The organism is Brachybacterium sp. AOP29-B2-41, assembly GCF_052378395.1.
In the GTDB taxonomy this organism is placed as follows: Bacteria; Actinomycetota; Actinomycetes; order Actinomycetales; family Dermabacteraceae; genus Brachybacterium.
Genome location: NZ_JBQSXR010000009.1, coordinates 95750 through 116709 on the forward strand (window position 1 = coordinate 95750; position 20960 = coordinate 116709).

The following is a 20960-nucleotide window of genomic DNA, read 5'->3' on the forward strand; positions in this document are numbered from 1 at the left end:
GCGAACGCCGGCTCTGGCTCCGGCTGCGGCGTCGGCTCAGGTGCCGGCGGCGGCTCAGGTGCTGGCGCCGTCCCGGTGCCGGCTCAGGAGCCTTCGAGGAACCGCTCGCGGGCGCCGTTGATCAGGTCCATGTAGTTCTGCAGACCGGAAGCCTCGAGCTCTGCGGCGAAGGCATCCCATTCGCCCATGTCGCGCTCGCCGAGGATGAACTGCAGCGTGGCGGTGTCCACGGCGTCCTTCAGCGGAGTCGCCATCAGGGACGCCTGCTCGAGCTCCGCCTCCTCGAGCGGTGCCGGAGCCCACGGCGGCATCGATTCGAGATTCTCGGTCACGCCGTCGATGTACTCGGTGTACTCCGCGGAGTTGTAGGACTCCTTGAGCGCCCGCGACTCGGTGGCCTCGGCCAGGAAGGTGGAGAAGCCCAGGTCCTTGAGCAGATCCGTCCCGGCGCCGACGTTCAGGTCGAAGGAATCCAGGGAGTAGCCCTCCATCAGCTTGATGGTGCCGTCCTCGGCCTTGGTGTAGGTCTCGCCCTCGATGCCCCAGCGCTGCATCTCGCGCGCCTCCGGGTTGAAGTACAGCCAGTCCAGGAACTGGAGGATCGCCAAGAAGTTCGCGGACTCGGCGATCTCGGAGTTGAGCATGAAGCCGTGCCAGAAGTTGCGCGGGCCCATGATGTTCCCACCCGGCCCGGCAGGCGGCGGGATGAGCCGGAGGTCGTAGTTTCCCTCGCCGACGGTCTCGTCAAGGGCCTGCGCGAACTCGATGGCCGTGCCGGAGGAGCCGGAGGCGGCGAAGCAGACCTCCTTGGCGAACTTCTCCGCGACCCCGCCGGCACCGCTGCCGTCGTTCGCGGCGGTGAGCGTCTCGGGATCCAGCAGACCTTCCGCGACGAGGGCGCGGTAGTACTCGACCATCGCCTTGTACTCCTCGGTGGTCGCCGCGTAGCGGAGCGGCTCGCCGTCCTGCCCGCCGATCGTCCCGTCCCCGAAGCCCCAGCCGGCGCGGGTGCCGAAGGAGTAGCCGCCGTAGTTGATCAGGGACTGTCCCTCGAAGCCGTCGGCCAGCGGGAGCGAGTCAGGGTACTTCTCCTTGATGGCCTGCAGCCCCTCGTGGACCTCATCCCAGGTCGAGGGGATCCCGATCCCGATCTCCTCCCAGACGTCCGTACGGATGATCAGGGAGAACGACGGCACCCAGACCTCCTGCAGGCCCGGAAGCATGTAGTACTTCCCGTCCGCCTGCTTGAGGTTCTCGACCATCTCGGCCTGGTCCCACTCCTCCACGTACTTGCGGAAGTTGGGCATGTGCTCGACGAAGTCGCTCATCGGCAGGATCGCGCCGGAGGAGACGAAGGGGGTCTCGTCGCCGCGGTAGATCAGGGGGATGATCGTGGGCGCATCACCCGCGCTGATCAGCAGGCTGCGCTTCTCGACGGAGTCGCTGAAGGGGACGTGGGTGAGCTCGAGCTGGACATTGGTCAGCTCCTTGATGCGGTCGAAGACCTGCCAGGTCTCCTTGACGGGCTGCTCGGGCCAGTCCGTCCACAGGATCGAGACGGTGATCGGCTCGGTGGCCTTGAACTGCTGATCGGCCTCGAAGGTCTCCATCGCGCCGACATTCTGGGAGGCGGGGTCGACCTCGGCGTCCTCGGATCCTCCGCACGAGGCGAGGGTGAGTGAGCCGAGCGTCGCGGCGGTCAGGCCCACGAAGGCGCGGCGGCTGGTGAGCGGTGAGCGAGCTGTGATCATCGGGAACTCCTGGGGAGTGATGAGATATCGGATTCATGGAGCGCCGTGAAAGGCCGAGCATCCGTCGCCGGTTCTGCGGTGAGCCGGCGGCGGTGGAGCTCATCACGGAGGGGTGCTCCGCAGCGTCCCTGCCGCGGATCATCCCTCCCCTCAGAGAATGAAAAGTTTCTCGAAAACAAGTAGTCCAGAGGGGGTTCGCTCTCAGAGTAAAGAGTGGCCGACGAGCCGTCAAGGACTTCTTGGTAAACGTTGTAATCGGGCGGCCATATTGCACACCTGCAGGTCAGCGGGATTGGGGTGTTGCTGCGGCGTCGACGCCCCAGCTCTGAAAACCGCTCGAAAACTTCCTGCTGCACGATGTCAGATTGTCGGTGGCGGGGCCGACAATCCCTGCCCTGGTGGGCTGTCGGGACGAGCGGCGGGCTCGCGAAGTTTCGCTCTGTCCGGCGGGGCGGACGGTGCGGCTGTCGACCGCGCCGCCGCGGCCGAGGGATCAGCCTGCGAAGGGGTGAGCCCGGGTGATCCATGCGCCGGGGGCGCTGAACACCGGCTGCAGCGCCGCTCGCGCCGCGCCCTGCAGGGCCGGGTCGAGCTGGTCGTCCGAGCGTTCGATCAGCACCGGCCCGGCCTCGACCGCCAGGGCGTGGCGCTCCACGGTCTCGCGGATCACCGGCTCCAGCTCATCGGAGATCGGGGCCAGGTAGCCGGAGAGCACGACTGTGGTCAGGTCCAGCACGTTCAGCGCATTGGCGATCGCCAGGCCCAGCGAGCGCCCGATCATGCCGATCACCTCGGCGCGGTCCCGGGTCAGCGCGAGCGCATCGACCAGGTCCTCGATGAGGATGTCGTCGCTGAGCCCCGCCCGTTCCCTCAGTGCGTGATAGGAGACGTAGGCCTCCAGGCAGCCCTGGCGACCGCAGCGGCAGGTGGCGCCGCCGGGATCGATCACCGTGTGCCCGAACTCGCCGGCCCAGCCGTGAGCGCCGGTCATCAGTGCGCCATCGAGCACCACCGCGCCACCGATTCCCGTCGACCCGCGCAGGTAGATGAAGGATTCGCCGGGGCGATGATCGATCTCGGTGAGGACCGAGAGGCGGTTGTCGTTCTGGGCGCGCACCGAGAGGCCCGCGAGCTCCGGATGGGCGAGCAGGCGCCCCACGAGCGGCACCTCGGTCCAGTCCAGGTTCGGGGCCGAGAGCACCCGGCCGTCATCCGGGGCGATGCGGCCGGGAACGGCGACGACCACCTCGACCACCGGCAGGTCACCGGCGTCGGCGCGCACCTTGCCCACCAGCTCGGCGGCGAGGTCGATCGACTCCTCGGCCGAGGTCGCGGTGACCTTCCGGTACTCGATGCGATGGCTCAGCACCTCGCCGGCCAGGTCGACCCCGAGGCAGGCGACATGGTCGGCGGCGATCTCCAGCCCGATCGCCAGCAGGGTCCCGCGGGCGGGGCTGAGCGGCACCATCGGGCGCCCCGCCCCGGCGGAGATGGGCGTGCCCTCCTCGACCAGACCCGCCCTCACCAGCTCCTCGACCAGCTTGGAGACGGTCGGCTTGGTGAGCCGGGTGCGCTTGGCGAGCCCGGCACGGGACAGCGGGGAGGACGTTGAAGCGGCTGTCGCCAGCGCATTCAAGATCATGGACAGGTTGTGTTCACGCAGATGGGTGGACTGCACCTGTGCTCCCTTCGCCGGCTCCGGTGCGGGCAGCTGCGACGTGCTGACCCGAAATATTTGGGAACAGCTTGGCACGCAACTGTTAGTTACGGTAACTTACTAACAGCGGCGTCGCGAAGAGCGCACGCCGAGAGCATGCCAAGAGCAACGACGAAGGAGCCTCCCCATGGCCGCCCCCACCCCCACCCGCGACGACAAGTTCTCCTTCGGTCTGTGGACCACCGGATGGGAGGCCCGCGACCAGTTCGGTTCGGCCACCCGCCCGCCGCTCGAGCTGAGCGCCCACATCCGCAAGCTCTCCGAGCTCGGCGCCTGGGGCTTCACCTTCCACGACAACGACGTGGTGCCCTTCGACGCGACCCCCGCAGAGCGCGCGAAGATCATCGATCAGCTGAAGTCCGTCACCGACGAGACCGGCCTCGTGATCGAGATGGTCACCACCGACACCTTCGCCCACCCCGTCTTCAAGGACGGCGCGTTCACCTCCAACGACCGCGACGTGCGCCGCTTCGGCCTGCGCAAGGTCCTGGCGAACGTGGATCTCGCCGCCGAGCTCGGCGCGACCACCTTCGTGATGTGGGGCGGCCGTGAGGGCTCGGAGTACGACGGCTCCAAGGATCTCTTCGCAGCGCTCGAGCGCTACCGCGAGGGCCTGGACACCGTGGCCGGCTACATCAAGGACAAGGGCTACGACATGCGCATCGGCCTCGAGCCGAAGCCGAACGAGCCCCGCGGCAACATCTTCCTGCCCACCGTCGGCCACGCCCTGGCCTTCATCGAGCAGCTCGAGCACGGCGACATCGTGGGCATCAACCCCGAGACCGGCCACGAGCAGATGGCGACCCTGAACTACACCCATGGGCTCGCTCAGGCGCTGTGGAGCGAGAAGCTCTTCCACATCGACCTCAACGGCCAGCACGGCCCGATGTACGACCAGGACCTCGTGTTCGGTCACGGCGACCTGATCTCCGCCTTCTTCACCGTGGATCTGCTCGAGAACGGCTTCCCGTCCAAGCCCGGCGCCTACGTGGGTGCCCGTCACTTCGACTTCAAGCCCTCGCGCACCGAGCACGAGGAGGGTCAGTACGACTCCGCTGCGGCGAACATGGAGATGTACCTGATGCTCAAGGAGCGCGCACTCGCGTTCCGTCAGGACCCCGAGGTCCAGGAGGCGCTGAAGTACTCCGGCGTCGAGGAGCTCGCCGAGCCGACCCTCGCCAAGGGCGAGTCCCTCGCGGACCTGCTCGCGGATCGCTCCACCTTCGAGGACTTCGACGCGGACAAGGCCGGCGAGCGGAACTTCGGCTTCGTGCGCCTGCAGCAGCTGGCCATGCAGCACCTGATCGGCTTCCGCGCCTGATCCGACTGACCCGCGTCACTCGACTCGCCCGCCTCACTCGAGCTCCCGAGCTCCCGTGAGTTCTGCGTGATCGCGTGATCGTTGCGTGACCACCGCGGGAATGTGCGCTGAGGACCTATACGGGACACCGATATAGGTCCTCAGCGCACAATCGTCGGGAGCGGCTCGCGCAGCGCCCGGCTCGCGCCTTGCGTCCGGATCGCTCGGCGGCTCGGCTCCCCGGCACCCCCGGCACCCGGCACCCGGCACCCGGCACCCGGCACGCGGCTCCGCTGCGGGGCATATCCTCGCCCCAGCGCCACTTCACTGCTGCACTGCTTGTTCAGCACCCATGTGTTCAGCACTCATCTGCTCCAGCACGCTCCGCTCCAGCACTCACGACGGAAAGGCCCTCTGATGGCACCCCTGGTCCTCGGCATCGACTCCTCCACCCAGGCCACCAAGGCCCTTCTCGTCGATGCGGAGTCCGGCGAGATCCTCGAGCAGCGCCGCGCCACCCATCCCGACGGCACCGAGGTCGACCCCCGCGCCTGGCTCGCCGCGGTCGATGAGGCTGCCGGCCCGCTGCTGGAGCGCGCCGACGCCGTCTCCGTCGGCGGTCAGCAGCACGGCATGGTGCTCCTGGACGCACAGGGCGAGGTGGTGCGCGATGCGCTGCTGTGGAACGACACCCGCTCCGCGCCCGAGGCCCAGACCCTGATCGAGGAGATGGGCGGGCCGGAGGCCTCTGTCGAGGAGATCGGCAGCCTGATGGTCGCCTCCTTCACCGCCTCCAAGCTGCGCTGGGTGCGGGACCACGAACCGGAGAACGCGAAGCGCGCCGCCAGCGTGCTGCTCCCGCATGACTACGTCTCCCTCCATCTCGCCGAGCAGGGCGCCGCGCCCTTCACCGACCGCGGCGACGCCTCCGGCACCGGCTACTACTCCACCCGCACCGAGGCCTGGGCGCCCGAGCTGGCCGAGCGGGCGCTGGGCACCGCACTCGCGCTGCCCCGCCTGCCCGGCGCCCCCCAGGAGGTCATGGCCCGCACCGCCCGCGGCGCCGTGATCGCCGCCGGCACCGGCGACAACATGGGTGCCGCGCTCGGCCTCTCGCAGGGCCCTGGCGACGTCTCCGTCTCGATCGGCACCTCCGGCGTCTGCGCGATGGTCAGCCCCACCCGGCCCGGCGATGCGAGCGGCACCGTCACCGGCTTCGCGGACGCCACCGGCAACTTCCTGCCGATGACCACCACCATCAACGCCTCCCGCATCCTCGAGGCCGCCCGGGCGCTGCTCGGGGTGGAGCACGAGGAGCTCTCCCGCCTGGCGCTGGCCTCCGTGCCCGGCGCGAACGGGGTGACCCTGCTGCCCTACTTCGACGGTGAGCGCACCCCGAACCGTCCCACCGCCCGCGCCACCCTCACCGGGATGAGCACGGCGACGACCCGGGAGGACGTGGCTCGCGCCTATGTCGAGGGACTGCTGTGCTCGCTGGCCGACGGGATCGCTGCGCTCGAGGACCGCACCGGCACCGCCGCCGCCCGCATCACCCTGATCGGCGGCGCTGCCCGCAGCCAGGCCGTCCAGCAGCTGGCTCCTGCGATCATCGGCCGCGAGGTGACGATCGCCCCCGAGGGGGAGTACGTCGCCCTCGGTGCGGCTCGCCAGGCCGCCTGGGCGCTCTCCGGCGCTGGCGAAGCGCCGACCTGGAGGCTCAGCGGGTCCCGCACCGTCGGCGCCGAGCCCACGCCTGAGGTGCTGGGCGCGTACCGCGAGCTGAAGGACCGCACCGAGAGCTGGGGCTGACGGACACGCGGCACCCCTCGTCGCGCACCCTTCCTCGAGCACGATTCCTTGAGCATTGCTCCACGCGCACCCGCGGTGACCGCTGCCTGCGAGGAGACTGCTATCTGCGGTAGGACTGCGGCGGCAGGGTGATCGGTGCCGGGTGCCGAGCCACCCAGGCGACGACGAGGTCTCGTAGCCGCGCGAGCTCGATGTCGTCGGCCGCGCCGCTGCGCATCGCACGGGCCAGCTCTGCCAGCTCGGCAGCCGCGAGCTCGGGCGAGGTCCCGGAGGCGTCTGCGGTGGTGGCCGTTGCTGCGGTGGACTGTGCTGCGGAGGCGGTATGGGCACTCAGCAGCGCGGGCAGCGCAGTGATCATGCGCGCGAACTCCGTATCCCAGTTCGCGCCGCCGGTGCCATGGATCTCGGCGGTCACGCGGCCGACGATGCGCACGGCTTCGCCCTGCACGGTGTCGGCCGGTCCCATGCCGGGAACCAGCAGATCCCAGAGCTCGGAGAACTGCTCGACGGGGGAGTCCGCGCGGGTGTCGATGGGGGAGGTGCCGTCGTGGCGCACGACCTCCGCGGCCGGCACGACCCCGAAGAGCCGGCACAGCTCCTGGACGGCGGCGCCCGTCTCCTCGACGGACTCGGGGGCATAATCTTCGCGGATCCGCTCGAAGTCCTCGCTGAGGGCGCGCACCTCCTCGCCGATCCCCTCGGGGATCTGCGCCCCAGTTGCGAGGAGCAGCTGCACGGACTCGGTGACCTCGGTGATCTCGTGGGTGCTCGTGCGCCGCAGGCGAGCTTCGAGGGCGGTCTCGCCCTCCTGATCCAGGGCGTTGACGTCGATGCCCGCCTCGAGGAGGGTGCGCACGTGCCCGGGATGCATCATGGCCCCGAACAGGGCCGTCTGTCCGCTGGCGTCGCGGGCATGGAGGTCGGCGCCGAGCTGCAGGATCAGCGTCGGGTTGCCGCGCCAGGAGCCCGCGTGATGATGCAGAGGGGTCTCGCCGTACGCGTCGGGCTGGTTGATGTCGGCGCCCTGCTCGACCAGCCACACCACCAGCTCGTCCGGCACTGCGAAGAACGAGAGCGCCGGCGTCCCGGACGAGGATCAGCCCAGCGGACTCGTCGCGATGAGTCCCACCACTACGAGCAGCAGCGCCACGGCGCCCAGGATGGCACCCGCGAGTGCGGGGAGCATCCGCGGGGCCCGGCCGGCGTCGTAGTGGCCGACGCCGACGACGCCGCAGACGACCGCGACGACCGCGATGGGCACGGCGACCAGGTCACCGATCACCGGGATCAGCGCGCACGCGATGGCGAGCAGACCGAAGGCCAGGGCATATCCGCCCGAGCGGTGTGTCCGGTGCCCGCCGGTCGCGGGATGCTCTGCCATGGGGTGAGAGTAGTGCCGGGCACTGCTCGCCGCACGCCCGTTCACCGCCTGGCCGCGCACCGTCGAGGGTTCACCGCCCGCCGCGCACCCGCTGGTGCTCGGTCAGCACGAAAGTGGCGAGTGTCCAGCCCGGCAGCTCGGCCGTGAGCACCCGGTCGCCGGCACGGACCGTGACGGCCCGCGCCGGAGCGTCGTTGTGCAGGACCACCACGAGGGAGCCGTCGGCCCGCCGTGCCGCGACGTTCGGCAGGCCCAGCGGGGCGGTGGAGGCGACGGTCGGGGTGCCCGGAGGGAGGAACCGGCTGTGGTGGGCCATCACGTACAGCTCCGCATTCGGGATCAGCTCACCGGTGGATTCCTCGATCTGGAACAGGCCGGTGCCGTTGGTGAAGGTCGCCGGTCCCGGTCCGCCGTCCTGGTCGAGCACGAGGTTGAAGAGGATCACGCCGCGGTGGTGATGACGCAGCGCAGGCAGGAAGAGCTGGTTGGACATCCACCAGATCCCGTCGGCGAAGTCGCCCTCATAGGGTTTCGCGGGATCCTGGGTGCCGCTCTGCTCGGTGAACCACAGCGGAGCCTCCGGATGCGCCTCGTGCAGCGGGTCCACCGCGTCGGCAGTTCCGGCGTACGCATGGAACGCCGCGCCCACCCGTCCGGGATCGTCGAGTCCGGTGGCGCGGAGCTCGTCGAGCACCGCCATCGGGTAGTCCACCCGGTCCCAGTTGTGGTCGTAGGACAGCACCACCGCCGACGAGCCGCGCTGGTCGAGCTCTCCGAGCAGCTGGCCGATCACCTCGGCCTGCACCTCCGCCGTCATTCCCATGCAGGGGTACTGCGCTGTCTCGTGGAGCGGCTCGTTCTGCACCGTGACCGCGCTGACGGTGAGGCCAGGGACGGCCTGCTCGTAGGCCTTCAGGGAGCGGGCGAGATAGTTCGCCCAGGTCTGCCGGGTCGCCCCATCGTCGAGCAGATGGCCACCGATGAGTGAACCGCTGGTCTTCATCCACGCGGGAGCGGACCACGGCGAGATGACCACGCTCAGGGTCCCCGCGATCTCGACGATATCCCGCAGCACCGGCAGGATCGTCTCCTCGTCACGGCTGATGTCGAAATGCGCCAGCGGATCATCCGCCGGGCCCTGCTCGTCGGCGAAGGTGTAGTAGGTCGAGGCTCCAGCGTCAGGGGCGAAGTCGCTGGTCCCGAGCGGAATCCGCAGGGCGGTGAGGCGCAGCGGACCGGTGGGGGAGAACATCCCCCGGAGCAGTTCCAGGCGGCGGGGGCGTGGCATCCGCAGCAGCAGCCAGGCCGCGGAATGGGTCAGCGCCGGCCCGAAGCCTTCGAAGGGATGGCCGGGATCCTCAGGGTCCACGTCGATCACTGCCGAGCTGGTCTGGGCGGTGGTGGCGACCTGCTCCCAGACGATCTCGCGCTCGCCGTGGGTCGCCACCACCCCGCCGGTGCGGTCCACGCGGTGCTGCTGCGCGAGCATGCCCCTCCGCCCCGGCGCCCGGTCCTGACCGCGAGAGAGGGCGCCGACGGAGCGGCCCCGCGGATCTGATCGATCGGGCGGCCCGTCGGCCCCCGCGGCGGCAGGTGCGAGGACACCTGCCCCGGCGGCGAGACCGAGGGTGGCCAGCAGGGTGCGACGGGGATGACGAGTGGTCATGGGGTGCCCTTTCCGGAGCGATCGCCACCGCTGCTCTGCGGTGGTCGGTGCTGTGCGACCCGGCGCCGCGGGAGGGAGGAGAACGCCCTCTAACGGGTGGCCGGGATGGAACGGCGCCGACGCTAGCGTGCTCGGCGGGCAGGCCGCCAGCCCCCGAGTCTGTACAGAACACCAGGTCAAGGGTGTGATCAAAGACCTGCTCGCGCGCGCGAGATTCCGTCGGAAGCCGTTACCCGATCGTGACGACCGGAGTCACAGACAAGCCTGCGGCGTCCCTGTACGCTCCTCGACATGAACGCCTAACGTTCGTTAGGTGTTTGGCTGATCCCGTTCCTGTCGACCTCAAAGGAGAGCGTCATGACCAACGTTTCGCCTCGCCCGTTCCGCCCCTCCCGCCGTGCCGTCTTCGGACTCGGCGCGACCGCCCTCGCCGTCAGCGGGCTCGCCGCCTGCGGCAGCTCCTCCGGAGGAGGATCCGGCTCCGGCGGCTTCGAGGAACAGGCGCTCACGCTGCCCACCCACGTCGAGCCTCCGGTCCCGGAGGGCGGCATCGCCTCCGAGGTGGAAGGCATGCCGATGATCTTCACCTCGCCCCTGAAGGAGTACTTCACCTCCGTCGACGAAGCGCCGGGCACCGGCGACGAGGTCACCACCTTCCAGGTCCTCTGGGGCGCACCGCCGCGCCCTCGCGAGCAGAACGAGTACTGGCAGGCCCTGGAGGAGCGGCTGAACGTCACCTTCACCCCCACGCTCACCGCGGCCGACGGATACAACGACAAGTTCTCCACCACCATCGCCTCGGGCTCGGTGCCGGATCTGTCCTTCGTGCAGGACACCGATGCGATCGGCCAGCGCGCGCTCGCCGATGGAGCCTTCGCGGACCTCTCCGAGGTGCTCTCCGGGGACAACATCCTCAAGTGGCCGAACCTGGCCAACGTCTCCACCAACGCCTGGCAGGTCTCCGCGAAGAACGGCCACATCTACGGCGTCCCGAACGAGAACCCCTTCCTCACCAACTTCCCGCTCGTTCGCGCCGACCTGATGCGTCTGGCGGGTCACGACTCCATGGGGTCCACGGCGGAGGAGTGGCTGCAGGTGATGACCGATATCGCCGGCCTCGGCACCGCGCACGGCAAGCAGATCTGGGGCATGTCCACGATCGGCGGCAACGAGCAGGCCATGTTCGAGTGGATGTTCCGCGCGGGCACCACCTGGCAGCTCGATGACGCCGGCAAGGTCACCAATGTGCTGATGACCGATGCCTTCGAGCAGGTCATGGAGTTCGAGAAGCAGCTGTGGGATGCCGGGGTCATCCACCCCGACGGGATCGGCGGCGAACTGCCGGATCTATTCACCACCGGGCAGATCGCCCTGACCATCGACTCCTTCAACGGCTTCTTCGGGAACCCGATCATCGGCCAGGTCGTCGACTCCACCCCGGAGGCCGAGCCCGAGTTCTTCGTGCCGCCGGCCTTCGATGGCGGGGACATCGTCATCCAGCGCGACGACGGCTACTGGGGCATCGTCGCGATCTCCGCCGAAGCCGCCGAGGACGAGGCCCGCCTGCACGCCCTGCTGGGCGTGATCAACTACTGGCGTGCCCCCTTCGGCTCCCAGGAGGCCCTGTTCATCGGCTCCGGCACCGAGGGCGTGAACTATGAGTTCGGACCGGACCACGAGGTCGTCGGGCTCGAGGACGAGCAGGCCGACGCGGACCGGGCGGCGCTGCAGTGGCTGGGCGCCTTCAACTCGCCGATCTTCTCGATCGGCGCCACCCTCACCGACTACGTCGACAACTTCCGCACCACGATGGAGCAGCTCGTCTCGGCGACCGTCCCGAACCCGGTGGCCGGGACCATCGCACCCAGCGCCGCGACCCTCAACGCGAAGCTGGATTCTCTGAACGAGGACTATCGCAACGGCTTCATCACCGGTCGGCGCCCGCTCAGCGAGCTGGCGGCCTACCGCGAGGCATGGCTCAGCGGCGGCGGGCAGACCCTCTGCGACGAGTACACCGCAGCGCTCGACGAGGCGTCCTGAGCGATGTCAGTGCTCATCGCCCATCGCGGAGCCGCTCCTGAGGTCGGCGAGCAGGGCCCGGATGGTGCGACGGGTCACAGCGGTCATATCCACGGCGCCGGGGTCGAGCAGGAACTGGTACTGCACGCCATCCATCACAGCCACGATCGCCGCCGAGGTCTCCAGGACATCGGCCTCGGCGATCGTCGGATCCGCGACGGCGGTGAGGATCGCGTCGCGCACCATGACCCGCAGCCCCGCGAGACGATCCCGGAAGTAGGACTGCGCGGGATGCCCCTCGGTGATCGATTCGCCGAGGAGCACCGCGTACAGCTGGGTCAGCCCGCGGTTGGCGGTGTTGGCGGCGGCGGTGTCGCCGAGGTGGTCCAGCGCCGCCTGCCCGCCGGCGTCGAAGGACGTTCCCCCGATGTCCCGCGAGACGTCGTCACGGTAGTCGATCAGCTCTGTGAGCAGGGATTCCTTGTTCCGGAAGTGGTGCAGGAGGCTCGGGGCGGAGATGCCGACATCCTCGGCGATCGCCGCCAGCGTGGCCCCCGCGTAGCCGCGCTGGCCGATGGTGCGGGCGGCGGATTCGAGGATCTCCTTGCGGCGCAGCGCAGAGCGACGAGCTCGGGGGCCGAGGGAGGCATCGGCCGGATCCATGGAGGCGCTGGGCATGTTCGGCACCTTAGCGCCTCCGCTCGATGGCCAGGAACAGGAGACCAGGGATGACGCAGTCGAGGTATTACCGGCGCGAGGGGGCGAGCATCGTCGCTCCTGAGGGAGCGCTCCCCTTCCGGCGCGGCATGGGGCTGGGTGGCTGGCTGCTGCCGGAGGGATATATGTGGGACCTGGAGGGACCGGTCGATTCGCCGCGCCGCATCGAGCAGCTCGTCACCGAGCTGCTCGGGGCCGCCGCCGCCGCGGAGTTTTGGGCGAAGTATCGAGCGCGCTTCCTCACGGCGCAGGACATCACCCAGATCGCGGCTGCCGGTTTCGACCATGTGCGGCTGCCGCTGAATGCCCGCGCGCTGTTCGACGGCCACGATCTGATCGACGAGGGCATCGCGCACGTTGATCGCACGATCGACTGGTGCCGCGCGGCGGGGATCAGCTGCGTGCTGGACCTCCACGGCGCCCCCGGAGGCCAGACCGGCGAGAACATCGACGACTCACCGCGTCGCCTGCCCGAGCTCTTCACCGACCCCGCCGCCTACCAGCAGGGGCTGCGCCTGTGGCGGCTGCTGGCACAGCGCTATGCCGATGAGCCCACCGTCAGCGCCTATGACCTGCTCAACGAACCGCTGCCGGAGAAGCACGCAGCCCTGGTGCCGCGGCTGGCGGAGTTCTACCGCGACGTGATCGCGGTGATCCGCGAGGCGGACCCCCACCATCTGCTCTCCATCGAAGGCTGGAACTGGGCGACCCGCTTCGAGGGGATCGATCAGATCTGGGACGAGAACTCCTGCGTCCACTTCCACAAGTACTGGTCGGAACCGACGACTCAGAGCATCCAGCAGCATCTCGATCTTCGCGACCGGCTGGGCCTTCCGCTGTGGATGGGGGAGAGCGGTGAGAACGACGATCAGTGGTACTCCGACGCGTTCGGCCTGTTCGAGCAGCACGACATCCCCTGGACGTTCTGGACCTGGAAGAAGATCGCCCGCGGCACCTCGCCGCAGATCATCACCCCACCCGAGCGCTGGGAGGAGATCATCCGCTTCGCCGCTGGTTGGGGGACGTCCGAGCAGGGCCCCGCGCCCTCGCACGCCCAGGAGATCTTCGACCAGCTGCTCGAGAACCTGCCCGTCGCCCGGTGCACCCCGCGCGAGGCCGTTCTCGACGCGCTCCCGGGGATCTCCAGCCCCTCACCCACCACCCGCGCCCCCGGCGCGGCCCAGGAAGGAATCCTTCGATGAGCATCGGAGCACGGGACGTCGAGTCCCCGGCGATCGCGCAGGCGGTCGCGAGCGTCCCCGAGGAGAGTCCCACGCACCCCGAGCCACCTGCGGGGCCACCGCGCCCTCGGACCCGGTCCCGGTGGCAGCGGATGAAGCGCGAGTGGCAGATGTATGTGTTCATCGTGCCCGGTGTGCTGTTCTTCCTGCTGTTCGCCTATGTCCCGCTCGCGGGCAATGTGGTCGCCTTCCAGGACTATTCCGCGTTCCGGGGCGTCTTCGAGTCCGAGTGGGTGGGACTGCAGAACTTCGCGAACCTCTTCACCGACGACGAAGTGCTGCGCGCCGTCGTCAACACCCTGGTCATCTCGCTGCTGCAGATCGTCTTCGCGTTCCCCGCACCGATCATCCTGGCGCTGTTCCTGAACTCCCTGCTGGGGGAGGGGATCAAGCGGATCATCCAGACCGTCGTCTACCTGCCGCACTTCATCTCCTGGGTGATCGTGATCGCGATCTGGCAGAAGATCCTCGGCGGTGCGGGCCCGGTCGCCCAGCTCTTCGAGGCGATCGGGATCCACGGCGTCAACATCATGACCAACCCCGAGACGTTCAAGATCCTCGTGGTCAGCCAGGTGATCTGGAAGGACATCGGCTGGGGGACGATCATCTTCTTCGCCGCGATCTCGGCGATCCCGACCGAGCTGTACGAGTCCGCCGCGACCGACGGCGCCGGCTCCTGGCGGCGCATGTGGCACATCACCCTGCCCGGCCTGGTGCCCGTCATCTCCCTGCTGCTCATCCTCACCGTGGGCAACGTGCTGACCGTCGGCTTCGAACAACTGCTGCTGCAACAGCCCGCTGTCGGCGCGAATGCGGCGCAGGTGCTGGACACCTTCGTCTACTTCCGCGGCATCGCCGGCGGTGACTGGGGGCTCTCCGCGGCCGCCGGACTGCTCAAGGGCGTCATCGCCACTGTCCTCGTCATCTTCGCGAATCGCATCGCGAAGAGCCTCGGAACCGGAGGAATCTTCTGATGGCCGTCATCGACCAGATCGCCCAGCCCGCCGCGCCCCGCCGCGCGAAGGGCCCCCGCCGATCCCCAGGGCGTCCGCCCTGGATGGGGACCCCCTCGCCCACGATGCAGGCGCTGAAGGTGGCGGCCATCGCGATGATCGCCGTGGTGATGCTCTACCCGTTCCTGTACGTCATCCTGTTCTCCTTCGCCGACGCCGGCTCCGTGACCTCCGGGCAGCTGATCCCGACGTCGTTCTCCAGTGCGGCCTATGAATCGATCTTCGCCGGCGGCGTGGTGACCAGGTCCCTGCTGGTCACCGCAGGGATCACGATCATCGGCACCCTGCTGTCGCTGCTGTTCACCTCGACGCTCGCCTATGGGCTCACCCGTACCCGCGATGTCCCCTATGCGAAGAGCGCGATGGTGCTGGTGCTGTGCACGATGTTCTTCGGCGCCGGGATCATCCCGAACTACCTGCTGATCAAGCAGCTGGGCCTGCTGGACAGCTACTGGGCACTGATCCTGCCGGGGCTGATCAGCGCCTTCAACATGATCGTGATGCGCAACTTCTTCATGGAGCTGCCCAGCGAGCTGCTCGAGTCGGCTCGCATCGACGGGGCCAGCGAGTTCCGGATCTTCGGCTCGATCGTGCTGCCGCTGTCCAAGGCGGTGCTCGCGGTGATCGCCCTGTTCTATGCCGTCGGCTACTGGAACTCGTTCTTCAACGCCCTGCTCTACATCAACGACACCACGAAGTGGCCGATCCAGCTGGTGCTGAACCAGTACGTCGTCCAGGGCAATGCGATGAGCGATCTCCAGGCCCCGGACCGTCCCGCCCCGCCTGCCCAGACCGTGCAGATGGCGATCGTGGTGGTCGCGACGGTGCCGATCCTCATCGTCTACCCCTTCGCGCAGCGGTTCTTCACCAAGGGCGTGCTCACGGGGGCGATCAAGGGCTGACCCTGCATCACCCGGGGCCCCTGCCCTTCCTCACCCCTGGCCCGTCATCGGCCTGCTCCATCCCGCGGCCCGCTTCTGGCGGTGCCGCTGACGAAAGTGCCTGCACCATGACCGACACCCTGCTCTCGCAGACCTCCACCGCCGTGACCGCCGCTGCTCCCGATGCAGAGCAGCGCGTCGACCCCGAGCTGGCCTCCCGAGCCCGCTCCCTTGCCGCCCGCGGCACCATCCTGCTGCGCAACGACGGCGTGCTGCCGCTGTCACAGGGTTCGCGGGTGGCCGTCTTCGGCCGCATCCAGAAGGACTGGATCGCGGTGGGCTACGGCTCCGGCGGCGATGTGAACCCGCCGTATGTCACCAACCTGCTGGACTCCCTCCGGGAGGGCGGCGAGGTCATCGTCGACGAGGAGCTCGCCGCCCTCTACGAGGCCTTCTCCGCGCAGCATCCCGCAGATCCCGGCCAGGACTGGGGGCAGTGGCCCCGCTCCTTCCCCGAGCCGGAGCTCGCGGCGGGCATCATCGCCGCCTCCGCCGCGCGCAATGACAGCGCCGTGGTGGTGATCGGCCGGGCAGCCGGCGAGGACCGTGACAACGTCCTCGAGCCGGGCGCGTACTACCTCTCGACCGCGGAGAGAGAGCTGCTGGACCAGGTCACCACCAGCTTCGAGCGCACCGTGGTGCTGGTGGATACCGGCAACGTCATCGACCTCTCTTGGGTCGAGGACTTCCCGCTCTCCGCAGTGCTGCTGGCCTGGTCCGGTGGGATGGAGGGCGGGCGCGCCGCGGCCGACGTGCTCACCGGGGTGGTCGAGCCCGGCGGACGCCTGACCGACACCATCGCCCACCGCTACGAGGACTACCCCTCGGCCGGGAACTTCGGTGACCCGGAGGTGAGCGAGTACGTCGAGGACATCTTCGTCGGCTACCGCTACTTCGAGACCTTCGCACAGGAGAAGGTGCTGTTCCCCTTCGGCTTCGGGCTCGGCTACAGCTCCTTCGAGATCGCCGCGTCGGGAGTCGCAGCCACCGACGCCGGACTGTCCGTGCAGGCCACCGTCACCAACACCGGAGCGCGCAGCGGCTCCGAGGTCGTCCAGCTCTACGTCCAGGCCCCGGATGGCGCGCTGTCGAAGCCTGCCCGCTCCCTCGCCGCCTTCGCCCGTACTACCGAGCTCGAGCCCGGCCAGAACCAGAACGTTCCCCTCACCGTCCAGCTCGAGGACCTGGCCAGCTACGACGACACCGGCGCGACCGGACACCGCAGCGCCTGGGTGCTCGAGCCGGGGGAGTACCGCGTGTTCGTCGGCACCGACGTGCGCCAGGCAGCCCTGGTCGGCTCGGTCCAGGTCGGGGAGCTGAGAGTGGTGCGGCAGCTGGAGGAGGTCGCCGCGGTCCAGCCCGGCCACGGCTTCGACCGGATGGTGGTGCGCCGCGGGGAGGGCGGCGATGCGCAGGTGAGCTGGGAGCCGGTGCCCACCGCAAGCGTCGATCTCGCCCAGCGGATCCTGGACCGGCTCCCGCCTGCGCTCGACCTCGTCGAGGGCGCGGAGGGAAGCTCTGAGGTGAGCTTCGAGGATGTGCTCGCCGGGCGTGCGGAGCTGTCGGACTTCGTCGCGACGCTGAGCCCCGAGGAGCTCACGAGCCTCGCCTACGGCGACCTCGTGATGGACAGCCCCCTGGGGGCTCCCGGGAACGCCGGAACGCTGGGCGGGGTGACCGAAGCCCTGCGCAGTCGCGGGATTCCGCCCGCGACCACGACCGACGGGCCCTCCGGGCTGCGGCTGGCGACGATCGCCGCGCTGCTCCCGTGCGGCACCGCGCTCGCATCCTCCTGGGATGTCCAGGCGGTGCGCGAGCTGGCGGTGCTGCATGGTCAGGAGATGCTCGACAAGGGGTCCGACATGATCCTCGCCCCCGGGATGAACATCCACCGCGATCCCCTGTGCGGGCGGAACTTCGAGTACTTCGCGGAGGATCCTCTGCTCACCGGAGCGATGGCGAGTGCGATCGTGGCCGGGGTGCAGTCCCAGGGGGTCTCCGCCTGCCCCAAGCACTTCGCCGCCAACAATCAGGAGACCCAGCGCACCGTGAGCGACTCCCGGGTCTCCGAGCGTGCCCTGCGGGAGATCTACCTGCGCGGCTTCGAGATCCTGGTCCGTGTCGCGCCCCCGCAGAACCTCATGACCTCGTACAACCGCATCAACGGGGTGTGGGGTCACTACCACTACGACCTCGTCACCACGGTGCTGCGCGGGGAGTGGGGCTACGACGGCAATGTCGTCACCGACTGGTGGATGCGCAACGAGCCCGATCCGCACTTCCCGGCCCTGCGCGACAGCGCCTACCGAGTGCGGGCGCAGGTCGATGTGCTGATGCCCGGGGCGAAGGTCCACTTCGGGACCACTCGGGACGACGCGATCATGGACTCCTTCGCCCGCGAGGACGGCCTCACCCTGGGGGAGATGCAGCGCACGGCGAGCAACGTGCTGCGCTACCTGCTGCGCAGCGGGATCGCGGAGCGGCGGGGGGAGTGAGCTGCTGGGGGTGACCGACCGATGGGTCGTCTGCTTGTCTCCGCCGACGAGCCCGCTGGGCCCACGTCTCGACACGGCTCCGTGTGGCTGGGTGCCGTCCCCCGGAAGGTAACCGGGCTCTGTCCGGTCCGGGTACCCAAGAGTGCGGTAAACGCTTGCCGTCCGCAGGGGTGCCTGCCTACACTTCGCAGCGGAGCGGTGTTCTTCGGTGTCACGGCGCTCCCGAGCACTCCCGCAGCCGGGCGTGCCCGCGCCGCGATGATGCAGGCGCCCACGAAGACGCCGTGGATCACCGAGGGGATGACCCATGAAGAGACGCACAATGCTGGCAATGTCGGGAACCGGTTTCTTAGGATCGGTGCTGGCCACAGCGCCAGCTCAGGCGGGAACAGTCGCTGCAGCGGAGGGGCCTTCGGCGCCAGCGCGTCCCGCGGAGCAGCCGACGGCGAGCACCTGGTACGAGACTGCGCACGTCACCTGGGCCGGTGATGTCGATGCGGACTACGAGGTGTTCGTGCGGGGCAGCGATGTCGTCGACTGGCGGGACGGCAGTCCGATCACGGGGTGGCTGACGAATTGGACTCTGGTCAATGACGCGGACAATTCGCCTCTGGTCCGTGTGGTCGATAGAGCTCGTGGGACCTGGCGGGCTGACGTGCTCGGTCTGCCCCAGGGTGTCTACGAGATTCAGGTGCGGGACGCGGGTGGCGCTGTCCTGCACACCCTGTCCGATCTGAGAACTGTCGCGTTCCCCCGCAACGGCGCTGCGTTCGTCCCCTCCGATCAGAGCCATGGCTTCGAGGGCAGCAATGACTTCGCGCTCGAAGGCGCCGTCGGCGGATATCTCGCAGACGGGCGGCTCGATCCGGACGCCGCCGTCGTCTACGTGACTCACGAGAACATGGACGTCTCGCTGGCCGGGCCCAGCCGTGGCGAGCCGACCGTCGTCTCCTCCCGGCCCGGGAATGCTGGTCATCGGGAACCCTTGGTGATCCGCGTCCTCGGGACCGTCGGCTCGTTCGAGACCGTCGACCGGAACATCAGCCGTTCCGGCAGCGTGGTGCCGCCGGTCTGCGACGCCAACAACCGCATGCTGAAACTCGCCTCGGGCAGCGGCAACATCACCTTCGAGGGCGTCGGCCCGGATGCCGTCATCAACGGCTGGGGCATCAACACCGGCGGAGCCTCGAACATCGTCATCCGCAATCTGCGGTTCGACAACAACTACGGCAAAGCGTTGGAGATCAATGGCGGCGGCTTCGAGCTGCGCGCCTCCAACCTGTGGATCGACCACAACACCTTCGGAGTCGGTCAGAACCGATACCTGTTCCTCGGACACGACCCAGACAACGCCAAGGGCGACGGATCGACCGACATCGGCAACAGCGCCCGCAACTACACGGTCTCCTCCAACCATTACGCCGGCAGCAGCAAGGCGATGCTGATCGGCGGCAACGCAGCCGAGATGGATCCTCACTACGGAACCCTCGAGCACAACTGGTTCCATGGCTCCGAGGAACGGACGCCACGGGTCCGAGGCGGCCGCATCCACGTGTTCAACAACCTCTATCAGGACATTCAAGGGCACCCGCATCACAACTCCCTGCTGGAGCGGAACACCGGCTACGGAGTGGGAGCCGGGCACAACGCGAACATCTGGGCCGAGGGCAACATCTTCGACAACGTGAACTTCCCCTTCCTGCGCAGCCGCCAGGGACATTCACGCGGATTCCAGCCGATCGACTACCGGCCGGGACCAGGAGAGTCCGAAGCCGCCAACGCCGGTCTCAACCAGTTCTTCGGAGACCAACCGGGATTCACGCTCACCCGTGAGGTCGTGACCGACGGGGACTTCCCGGAGACGATCGCGGGGTTCCGTCGGGCGTCCGACGTGATGACTGACGGGTCCGAGACGATCACTGCGGAATCTCTGGAGGAGCTGCGGCAGGCGCTGCTCGCGCTGCAGCCCAACACCATCATCGACAGGGGCAACACCTACTTCGACCCTGCACTCGACATCGGAGTGGTGGTGGCCGATGGATCGACCGAGACGAACCCGTCGATGACCCCGACAGGTGGAGACGTCCTCCCCGCTCAGCTGGACTGGACGTTCCGCCCCACGCCCCAGAACACGGTCGAGGCCACGGACTCCACCCCGGCAGTGGATGCGCTTCGTGGGTCGATCGAGGCGACGGCGGGACGTCAGCCAGCCGACGCGCCGAGTGACAGGCCCGTCGCCCCGGAGATCACGGGCCTCGCCGCCAACAGCGAGGTGCTGGGTGCAAACGGGATGATCGCTGTCCATGCGGGCACCTTCACCCTTGAATGGCAGGATGAGGATGCTCTCACCAGCGAGTACGACGTGCAGGTCAACCGTGGCGACGGTGAGTGGAACGCCCTCGCCACCATTCCCCGTGGCCCCCTCGGTCCCCAGCTCATCACGCAGGCGATCGACCAGTTCGCTCACGTGAAGGAGGGCGACGCGCAGTGGGTGAGGCTCAGCAACGGCCCACTCTTCGGGTTTCGGGTGCGGGCAGTGAACTCGGTGGGGGCCAGTCCATGGTCCGCGGTGCGGGAATTCGACACCGTAGCCTCCGCCGCGGCGAACGCCGTCATCACCCGCCTGGCAGGGAAGGAGAACGAGCTGACCATCTCGGTGACCGAGACCTACCTCGACGGCACCTCCGCGGAGCGGACGCAGTCCTTCACGATCGCGAACAATGCTGCCGCGACCTACCGGCTCGGGAGCAACCTGGTCTTCGTGGATGCCAAGGGGAACACCACGGTGCGCACCCTCGAGCTGTCCCGTGGCTGAGAAGGCAGGAGGGATTCAGCGACACCGACGAGACAGGCCGGGTGCGCACGAAAGCCACCACTCGGGGTTCGGGCACCGCGCACCGAGTGCGGGGG

At 68.7% G+C, this 20960-nt stretch carries 14 protein-coding genes; 8 read left to right on the top strand and 6 right to left on the bottom strand.

Annotated elements, in window-relative coordinates; translation table 11 throughout:
• Positions 1 to 83: 83 nt before the first annotated feature.
• Together ACT3T9_RS10465 and ACT3T9_RS10470 are read right to left on the bottom strand one after the other, a co-directional pair.
• Positions 84 to 1751: an ABC transporter substrate-binding protein gene (locus ACT3T9_RS10465; protein ID WP_444606567.1), complete on the bottom strand. Its 1668-nt coding sequence runs from the start codon at positions 1749 to 1751 to the stop codon at positions 84 to 86.
• A gap of 493 nt (positions 1752 to 2244) precedes the next feature.
• Positions 2245 to 3429: an ROK family transcriptional regulator gene (locus ACT3T9_RS10470; RefSeq protein ID WP_444606568.1), complete on the bottom strand. Its 1185-nt coding sequence runs from the start codon at positions 3427 to 3429 to the stop codon at positions 2245 to 2247.
• A gap of 166 nt (positions 3430 to 3595) precedes the next feature.
• Between ACT3T9_RS10470 and xylA the strand changes: the two genes are divergently transcribed.
• On the top strand, positions 3596 to 4789 hold the full coding sequence (gene xylA, locus ACT3T9_RS10475; RefSeq protein WP_444606569.1) for a xylose isomerase: 1194 nt from the start codon (positions 3596 to 3598) through the stop codon (positions 4787 to 4789).
• Positions 4790 to 5185: 396 nt separating this feature from the next.
• Positions 5186 to 6577 carry a xylulokinase gene (gene xylB / locus ACT3T9_RS10480; RefSeq protein WP_444606570.1) on the top strand — a complete coding sequence of 464 codons (1392 nt, stop codon included), beginning with the start codon at positions 5186 to 5188 and terminating at the stop codon, positions 6575 to 6577.
• 100 nt (positions 6578 to 6677) lie between these two features.
• Here the strand turns inward: xylB and ACT3T9_RS10485 are convergent, their stop codons facing one another.
• The 3 genes from ACT3T9_RS10485 to ACT3T9_RS10495 all read right to left on the bottom strand — a co-directional run bounded on the left by ACT3T9_RS10485 (position 6678) and on the right by ACT3T9_RS10495 (position 9624).
• Complete coding sequence (locus ACT3T9_RS10485) at positions 6678 to 7637, bottom strand: ankyrin repeat domain-containing protein (protein WP_345076119.1); 960 nt, start codon at positions 7635 to 7637, stop codon at positions 6678 to 6680.
• A gap of 36 nt (positions 7638 to 7673) precedes the next feature.
• Entirely contained in the window at positions 7674 to 7958 is a 285-nt protein-coding gene (locus ACT3T9_RS10490) for a hypothetical protein (RefSeq protein ID WP_345076120.1), read from the bottom strand.
• A gap of 70 nt (positions 7959 to 8028) precedes the next feature.
• Positions 8029 to 9624 carry a glycoside hydrolase family 30 protein gene (locus tag ACT3T9_RS10495; protein WP_444606571.1) on the bottom strand — a complete coding sequence of 532 codons (1596 nt, stop codon included), beginning with the start codon at positions 9622 to 9624 and terminating at the stop codon, positions 8029 to 8031.
• A 357-nt stretch (positions 9625 to 9981) separates the two neighbouring features.
• Here ACT3T9_RS10495 and ACT3T9_RS10500 point away from each other — a divergent pair, with 357 nt between their 5' ends.
• A complete protein-coding gene (locus ACT3T9_RS10500) occupies positions 9982 to 11664 on the top strand; it encodes an extracellular solute-binding protein (RefSeq protein ID WP_345076123.1) in 1683 nt (560 codons plus the stop codon).
• Between the two features lie 6 nt (positions 11665 to 11670).
• On the opposite strand, the gene ACT3T9_RS10505 is transcribed toward ACT3T9_RS10500, so the two are convergent.
• Entirely contained in the window at positions 11671 to 12321 is a 651-nt protein-coding gene (locus tag ACT3T9_RS10505) for a TetR/AcrR family transcriptional regulator (RefSeq protein ID WP_345076125.1), read from the bottom strand.
• A gap of 50 nt (positions 12322 to 12371) precedes the next feature.
• Between ACT3T9_RS10505 and ACT3T9_RS10510 the strand changes: the two genes are divergently transcribed.
• The 5 genes from ACT3T9_RS10510 (at position 12372) to ACT3T9_RS10530 (ending at position 20865) form a co-directional block, all read left to right on the top strand.
• A complete protein-coding gene (locus ACT3T9_RS10510) occupies positions 12372 to 13562 on the top strand; it encodes a glycoside hydrolase family 5 protein (RefSeq protein WP_444600880.1) in 1191 nt (396 codons plus the stop codon).
• Complete coding sequence (locus ACT3T9_RS10515) at positions 13559 to 14575, top strand: ABC transporter permease (RefSeq protein WP_444606572.1); 1017 nt, start codon at positions 13559 to 13561, stop codon at positions 14573 to 14575. Before ACT3T9_RS10510 ends, ACT3T9_RS10515 begins: the two co-directional genes overlap by 4 nt.
• Positions 14575 to 15516, top strand: a complete 942-nt coding sequence (locus ACT3T9_RS10520; RefSeq protein ID WP_444606573.1) for a carbohydrate ABC transporter permease — start codon at positions 14575 to 14577, stop codon at positions 15514 to 15516. Before ACT3T9_RS10515 ends, ACT3T9_RS10520 begins: the two co-directional genes overlap by 1 nt.
• Before the next feature lie 107 nt (positions 15517 to 15623).
• Complete coding sequence (locus tag ACT3T9_RS10525; protein WP_444599192.1) at positions 15624 to 18050, top strand: glycoside hydrolase family 3 protein; 2427 nt, start codon at positions 15624 to 15626, stop codon at positions 18048 to 18050.
• A 331-nt stretch (positions 18051 to 18381) separates the two neighbouring features.
• Complete coding sequence (locus tag ACT3T9_RS10530; RefSeq protein WP_444599193.1) at positions 18382 to 20865, top strand: pectate lyase family protein; 2484 nt, start codon at positions 18382 to 18384, stop codon at positions 20863 to 20865.
• The last annotated feature ends 95 nt before the right edge of the window (positions 20866 to 20960 follow it).

Excerpts from the sequence above, each read along its gene's own strand:
- ACT3T9_RS10505 (WP_345076125.1), bottom strand. The coding sequence starts at position 12,321 with ATGCCCAGCGCCTCCATGGATCCGGCCGATGCCTCCCTCGGCCCCCGA.
- ACT3T9_RS10510 (WP_444600880.1), top strand. The coding sequence starts at position 12,372 with ATGACGCAGTCGAGGTATTACCGGCGCGAGGGGGCGAGCATCGTCGCT.
- ACT3T9_RS10520 (WP_444606573.1), top strand. The coding sequence starts at position 14,575 with ATGGCCGTCATCGACCAGATCGCCCAGCCCGCCGCGCCCCGCCGCGCG.
- ACT3T9_RS10465 (WP_444606567.1), bottom strand. The coding sequence starts at position 1,751 with ATGATCACAGCTCGCTCACCGCTCACCAGCCGCCGCGCCTTCGTGGGC.
- xylB (WP_444606570.1), top strand. The coding sequence starts at position 5,186 with ATGGCACCCCTGGTCCTCGGCATCGACTCCTCCACCCAGGCCACCAAG.
- xylA (WP_444606569.1), top strand. The coding sequence starts at position 3,596 with ATGGCCGCCCCCACCCCCACCCGCGACGACAAGTTCTCCTTCGGTCTG.
- ACT3T9_RS10515 (WP_444606572.1), top strand. The coding sequence starts at position 13,559 with ATGAGCATCGGAGCACGGGACGTCGAGTCCCCGGCGATCGCGCAGGCG.
- ACT3T9_RS10495 (WP_444606571.1), bottom strand. The coding sequence starts at position 9,624 with ATGACCACTCGTCATCCCCGTCGCACCCTGCTGGCCACCCTCGGTCTC.
- ACT3T9_RS10490 (WP_345076120.1), bottom strand. The coding sequence starts at position 7,958 with ATGGCAGAGCATCCCGCGACCGGCGGGCACCGGACACACCGCTCGGGC.
- ACT3T9_RS10500 (WP_345076123.1), top strand. The coding sequence starts at position 9,982 with ATGACCAACGTTTCGCCTCGCCCGTTCCGCCCCTCCCGCCGTGCCGTC.
- ACT3T9_RS10530 (WP_444599193.1), top strand. The coding sequence starts at position 18,382 with ATGTCGGGAACCGGTTTCTTAGGATCGGTGCTGGCCACAGCGCCAGCT.
- ACT3T9_RS10525 (WP_444599192.1), top strand. The coding sequence starts at position 15,624 with ATGACCGACACCCTGCTCTCGCAGACCTCCACCGCCGTGACCGCCGCT.